Source organism: Streptomyces sp. XY431 (genome assembly GCF_001279805.1).
Classification (GTDB): Bacteria; Actinomycetota; Actinomycetes; order Streptomycetales; family Streptomycetaceae; genus Kitasatospora; species Kitasatospora purpeofusca.
In genome coordinates this window covers 1-5,991 of the sequence record NZ_LGDO01000175.1, presented here as the reverse complement: position 1 = coordinate 5,991, position 5,991 = coordinate 1, and the positions used below count along the sequence as shown (strand labels likewise).

At 73.6% G+C, this 5,991-nt stretch carries 5 protein-coding genes; 3 read left to right on the top strand and 2 right to left on the bottom strand.

The features are described 5' to 3' along the window. The coding region (locus ADK60_RS19195; RefSeq protein WP_053647549.1) for an ArsR/SmtB family transcription factor at positions 1 to 950 on the bottom strand (950 nt) is incomplete at its 3' end. Positions 951 to 1,005: 55 nt separating this feature from the next. On the opposite strand from ADK60_RS19195, the gene ADK60_RS19190 reads away from it, so the two are divergent. The 3 genes from ADK60_RS19190 (at position 1,006) to ADK60_RS19180 (ending at position 4,234) form a co-directional block, all read left to right on the top strand. Further along, entirely contained in the window at positions 1,006 to 2,343 is a 1,338-nt protein-coding gene (locus ADK60_RS19190) for an MFS transporter (RefSeq protein WP_063783193.1), read from the top strand. A gap of 176 nt (positions 2,344 to 2,519) precedes the next feature. Next, the gene (locus tag ADK60_RS19185) at positions 2,520 to 2,981 is read left to right on the top strand and encodes a hypothetical protein (RefSeq protein WP_045938356.1); all 462 of its coding nucleotides are present in this window, start codon (positions 2,520 to 2,522) and stop codon (positions 2,979 to 2,981) included. 137 nt (positions 2,982 to 3,118) lie between these two features. Next, positions 3,119 to 4,234 (top strand): basic secretory protein-like protein, encoded by a 1,116-nt coding sequence (locus ADK60_RS19180; protein ID WP_053647547.1) that lies wholly within the window; start codon positions 3,119 to 3,121, stop codon positions 4,232 to 4,234. Between the two features lie 129 nt (positions 4,235 to 4,363). Here ADK60_RS19180 and ADK60_RS19175 read toward each other — a convergent pair whose 3' ends face one another. Further along, a complete protein-coding gene (locus ADK60_RS19175) occupies positions 4,364 to 5,728 on the bottom strand; it encodes an FAD-dependent oxidoreductase (RefSeq protein ID WP_053647545.1) in 1,365 nt (454 codons plus the stop codon). Positions 5,729 to 5,991 lie beyond the last annotated feature (263 nt).

Sequence of the window (5,991 nt, the reverse complement as noted above, 5' to 3'; positions counted from 1 at the left end):
ACCACCTGCCGCCCGTCCCGGGCCCGGGCGACCAGGCCGTTGGCGTGCAGCACCCGCAGGTGCTGCGAGACCGCACTCGGCGTGACCCGCAGCCGGCGTGCGAGTTCGACGGTGGCCAGCGGCTCGTCCAGCATGGTGAGCAGCCGGGCCTTGGCCGCCCCGACCAGGGCGGTGAGCGCCGGGGCCTCGACGACGGGCGGGCGGGACCAGAGGGTCGCCACGCCCCGGCAGGGGTACGCCAGCGTGGGCGCGCCGTCCGGGCTGAGCGGCGGTGCCGGCTTGTGGGCGAACACGGACGGCAGGAGCAGCAACCCCCGCCCGGAGGCGAGGACATGGTGCCGGCCGATCATGTCGGCGATGTGCAGGACGCCCCGGTGCCAGCGCAGGGAGGGGTGCATGTCGGCGAAGAGCAGGCGGGCGCCGCCGAGGGCGAGCCGGCGGGCCCGGTAGGTCATGTCGGCCTCCAGCAGCAGCCGCATCCCCGGCCACTCCGGCCGCACCGCGATCTCCCAGTAGCGGCGCAGGAGTTCGCAGAGCGCGTCGCGCAGCCGGCGGACGGCCGCGTCGTCGGCGCGGTCGAGGGCGGTGCGCAGGGGCTCGGGCGGCGGGTCGGGGAGGTGGGTGTCCAGCAGGTCGCGCCGGACCACCGCGGGGGCGGTGCGGCGGACGACGGCCAACTCCTCCTCGAAGCTCGGCGCGAAGCCTTCCGGGCGGGGGGTGAGGAAGTCCGGCACGGTCCGCCGCGCGGCGACCAGGGAGAGCAGCAACCCGCTGTCGAACCCGTCGAGTTCACCGAGCGACCGGAGCACGGACCGCCGCCAGGGCAGGTGCAGCGCCGACAGGCCCGGTTCGCGCAGGACGCGCAGGCTGAGCACGGTCTCGTTCAGCGGCGAGAGGGCGAACCGGGTGTCCGCGAGGTCCTCGACGCCCAGCTCGAAGGTGATGACCATGAAGCGCCACGCTACATCGGTTGGCAACGGCGCGCCGCCGGGCCAACCTCCGGGTATGACTCGCCGCCTGCTCCTGCTGCTCACCGTCACCTGCGCCGTCGGCGTGGGCACGATCTACTTCCCACAGGCGATCACCCCACTGATCGCCTCCGGCCTGGAAACCTCCGAGAGTTCCGCCGCGCTGGCGGTGACGTTCACTCAGATCGGTTACTCCATCGGCATCTTCCTCATCGTGCCGCTCGGCGACCGAATACCCAACCGCCGACTGCTGACCACCCTGCTCGGGCTCACCGGCGTCGAACTGCTCGCGGCCGGCTGCGCACCCTCACTGCCCGTTCTGCTGGCGGCGAGCGTCGCCGTCGGGACCACCACGGTCGCCGCCCAGGTGGTGTCGCCGATGGCGGCCGGGCTGGTGCCGGTCGACCGGCGCGGGGCGGTGATGGGCACCCTGCTGAGCGGGGCCACCGGTGGCATGCTGCTGGCGCGGACGTTCAGCGGCACGCTCGGCGAGTACCTGGGCTGGCGCGCCCCGTACCTGGCGGCGGGGGTGCTGACACTGGTGCTCGCGGCCGTCCTGACCCGCGCCCTGCCGGACGTCACCGCCGTCGCCCCGGCGGTCCGGCCGTCGTACGGGTCGCTGCTGGTCGAACCGCTCCGACTGCTGCGCGACGAACCGGAGTTGCGCCGCTCGGGCTTCTACCAGGCGATGGTCTTCGGCGGGTTCTGCGCCGTCTGGACCTGCCTGCCACTGCTGCTCACCGGGCCCGAGTACGGGTTCGGCGCGCAGACGGTCGGACTGATCGCGCTGGTCGGGGCGGCGACGATGGTGTGCACGCCGTTCGCCGGACGGGTGGTGGACCGCCGGGGCGCGGACCCCGTGAACCTGGCCGGGCTGCTCGGCGCCCTCGCCTCGGCGGCGGTCCTGGCGGCCGGGGGCGGGGGCGGTGCGGCGGGCCTGGCCGTCCTGGTGGCCGGCACGCTGCTGCTGGACGTCTCGATGCAGTCCGGCATGATCGCCAACAAGACCCGGGTCTACGAGCTCCGGGCCGACGCCCGCAGCCGGCTCAACACGGCCTACATGACCTTCGGTTACCTCGGCGGCAGCGTCGGCTCCTGGCTCGGCCTGCGCGCCCACGCCCTGGCGGGCTGGCCGGGCGTCTGCACCCTCCTCGCCCTGCTCACCGGCCTCGCCCTGACCCGCCACCTCGTCGAGGCGCGCCGCCGCCACCTCGTCGAAGCGCGCCGCCGCCGCACCGTCCCGGCGACGCCCCGCGACCGCCTGCCGGAGCGGCCGCGCGACGGCGGATCCAAGCAGGACGAACAGCAGGCCGATCGGCAGACCGAACAGCAGGCCGCGCAGCGGAGCGGGCGCAAGCGCGAGCCCACCCCGTAGCGAACGATCCGGCGCGAACGATCCGGAACGCACGGTTCTCCTGTCGTTCACGCGACTCGCCCATTAAGGTCGCGTGCATGACAACATCTCGGGGAGCAGCCGTGCCGGCGCCCCCCGGCCGGCACTCGCCCACGCACCCACGCCCCGCACCGCCCACCCCCGACCGGAGGTCGCCCGTGGCCCGCCTCTACGTCCGCAACGGCATCAACCCCGACGACCCGGACGCGCCCGTGGTGGCGCTGCTCGTCGATCCGGACGGCCCGCCCGGCGAGCGCGCCGTCGCCAAGCTGAGCTGGTACGGGCACGAGGGGGACGGCGCGTTCTTCCTCCTCCCCACCGACGGCTGGGCGGAGCACGCCCTGGACGGGGACCGCCTGACCGTCGCGGTGGCCGCGTACCCGTTCACGCTGGAGCAGATCGGCGCGGACCCGGCGGCGTTCCCGGAACGCTCGCCCGCCCTCCCCGAGGCGGCCCTGGTGCTGCACGCGGAAGCGGCGGTCGACCCGGCGCTGTACGCCCGGGCCGGCGCCGCGACCGCCGTGTTCAACGCCCGCCCCGGGCTCGCCCTGGAGCAGGTCCTCGCCGGGGACGACGCCTGGCCGGTCGTCCTCGCCCCGCCCCCGCCCACCGAGGACTGAGCGCGGGGGCCGGTCGGCCGCACAACACCCCCTGCCGACCGCAACGTCAACGGTCCGTCAACTCGCTGTATGCGGCGGCGCGATGACATGACGGGAGGTCGGATCCACCGGGGAGCCGGCCGAAAGGGGAACCCGACATGATCAACCGTCGTACGGCCGCAGCCGCGGTCCTGGTCGCCGCGACCGCGGTGTCAGGGACGGTCCTGGGGGCCGGGGCCGCGAGCGCGAGCACGACCGACCTGCCGCTGCCGGTCAGCGGCGCCGAGTACCGCGTCTCCAGCAAGGCGGGCGGCGCGCTCCAGTGGGACAGCCGTGACAGCGGGTCCAACGTGGTGGTCCGCGACTGGAACGAGTCGTCCGCCCAGCAGCTCTGGACGATCAAGGACGAGGGCGCCGGCACCTGGTCGGTCAAGGTGCCGGGCACCAACAACGCGATCGACCGCGACATGGGCCGGAACACCGTCGGCGCCTGGAACTACGTGGCCGCGGACAACCAGCGGTGGAGCCTGCACAACACCACGCTGGGCGACGGCAGGGGCTGGCTGCTGCGCAACGTCTCGGATCCGAGCCTCTGCCTCGCCCGCGGCGCCGACCTGAACGCGAAGGTGGCCGCCTGCAACACCGGTGACCCGGCGCAGAACTGGAACCTCGACCGGAGCAGCGGCACCACCCCGCCGTCCCCCGGCCGCCCGGTCATCGACCTGGACTACTCGCGGGCCCCGGACCTCGGCCCGTGGCTGGAGCAGCAGAAGCAGACCATTGCGGACTACTACTCGACGATCTCCGACCTGGCCATCAAGGGCGCGTGGACCGCCGCCCCACGGTTCCGGATCGTCCTCGACCCGCAGATCACCGACCACCCCGCCGAGGCGCGGCCCGGCGCCGTGCCCGAGATCCACGCGAGCGTCGACTACACCCGCAACAACCGGAACGACACCGGCTTCCTGCTGCACGAGGCCGCGCACGTGGCGTTCTTCGGCCACCCGGGCCGCCCGTGGTGGCTGGAGGAGGGACTGGCGGACTGGGTGCGCTACTACAACTTCCAGCCCGGCACCGTGCATCCGCTCGCCCCGGGCGACCGGTACGACAGCGGCTACAGTGCCACCGCCCGGTTCATCGACTACGTCGCGAAGACCTACCGGCGGCCCGACCTGCCGTACCTGCTGAACACCAGGGACTACGGCTCCGGCCAGATCTGGGTCCAGGTCACCGGCAAGAGCGCCGACCAGCTCTGGAACGAGATGCCCAAGTAGTAGGCCGAGGCCGCCCCGGCCCGTCGACGGGACAGGTGTCCACCGTCGACGGGCCGGGGCCCGCTTCGACTCCGACGGGGGGCCGGCCCCGATCCTGACCGGCCCCGATCCTGACCGGCCCCGTCCGGACTACGCCCCGCTGTGCCGGAGCATGTCCTCCCGCTCCACCACCTTGACCCGCTCCCGACCCTCGGCCTCACCCAACGCGCGCTCGTGGGCGTCGAGTTCGTACCAGCCCTGCCAGGTGGTGAACCGCACCCCGCGCTCCCGCAGGTACGCCGGGACCGCCTCCGGGTCGGGCTCGACGGCGCCCGGCAGCCGCCCCTCGGCCTGGTCGGCGAGCAGGCAGGCGACGGTCTCGTTGGCGTCGCCCTTGGTGTGCCCGATCAGGCCGACCGGCCCGCGCTTGATCCAGCCGGTCACGTACACGGCGTCCTGGTGCGAGCCGTCGGCGGCGAGCACCCGGCCGGCCGCGTTCGGCACGGTGCCGGAGACCGGGTCGAACGGCAGCTTGGGCAGCTCGTCGGAGTAGTACCCGATCGCCCGGTAGATCGAGCGGACGTCCCAGTCGGTGAACTCGCCGGTGCCGCGGACGTTGCCGGTGCCGTCGAGCTCGGTGCGCTCGGTGCGCAGCCCGGCGACCTTGCCGTCCTCGCCGAGCACCTCCACCGGGGACTCGAAGAAGTGCAGGTAGAGGCGGTGCGGGCGGTCGCCGACGTCCCGGATCGCCCAGTTCTCGATGGTCGAGGCGACCATGTCGACGTGCTTGGCGGCGCGGCGCTCGGCGATCGAGCCCTCGTCGTAGTCGATGTCCTCGGGGGCGACGATCACCTCGATGTTGGGCGAGTGGTCGAGCTCGCGCAGCTCCATCGGGCTGAACTTGGCCTGGGCGGGACCGCGGCGGGCGAAGACGTGCACCTCCAGGGCCCGGTTGCGCTTGAGGCCCTCGTACACGTTCGGCGGGATCTCGGTGGGCAGCAGCTCGTCGGCGGTCTTGGCGAGGATGCGGGCCACGTCCAGGGCGACGTTGCCAGCCCCGAGCACCGCGACCTTCTCGGCCTCCAGCGGCCAGGTGCGCGGCACGTCGGGGTGGCCGTCGTACCAGGAGACGAAGTCGGCGGCGCCGTAGGAGCCGTCGAGGCCGATGCCGGGGACGTCGAGCGCGCGGTCGGCCATCGCGCCGGTGGAGAAGACCACGGCGTCGTAGAACCGGTGCAGGTCGTCCAGGGCGAGGTCGCCGGGGTAGTCGACGTTGCCGAACAGCCGGACCTCCGGCTTGTCCAGCACCTTGTGGAGGGCGGTGACGATGCCCTTGATCCGCGGGTGGTCGGGCGCCACGCCGTACCGGATCAGACCGAACGGCGCGGGCATCCGCTCGAAGAGGTCGATGGAGACCCCGGGCTGCTGGGCGGCGTCGGACTTCAGCAGGGCATCGGCGGCGTATATGCCGGCGGGGCCGGCTCCGACGATCGCGACACGGATCGGGCGGGTCATCTCGGGGCGATCCTCCGGACGGGGGCGAACAGGACGGGGTGGAGCGGCGGAGCAGGTCGAGCGCCAAAGCGGGTGGAGCGGCACAGCACGGAGCAGCACAGCGCCCGGTGGGGCGGACGGGCGAGGGTGCCCCACGTCCACCCAACCCCGCCGGACCTTGCCACTGTAGGCGGTGTGGATCTATGGGCCCATAGAGCGAACCTATGGCCGATCCGGGAACAACGACGCGGCCCCGCCCGCGCCCGGATCCGGCCCCCTCCGAC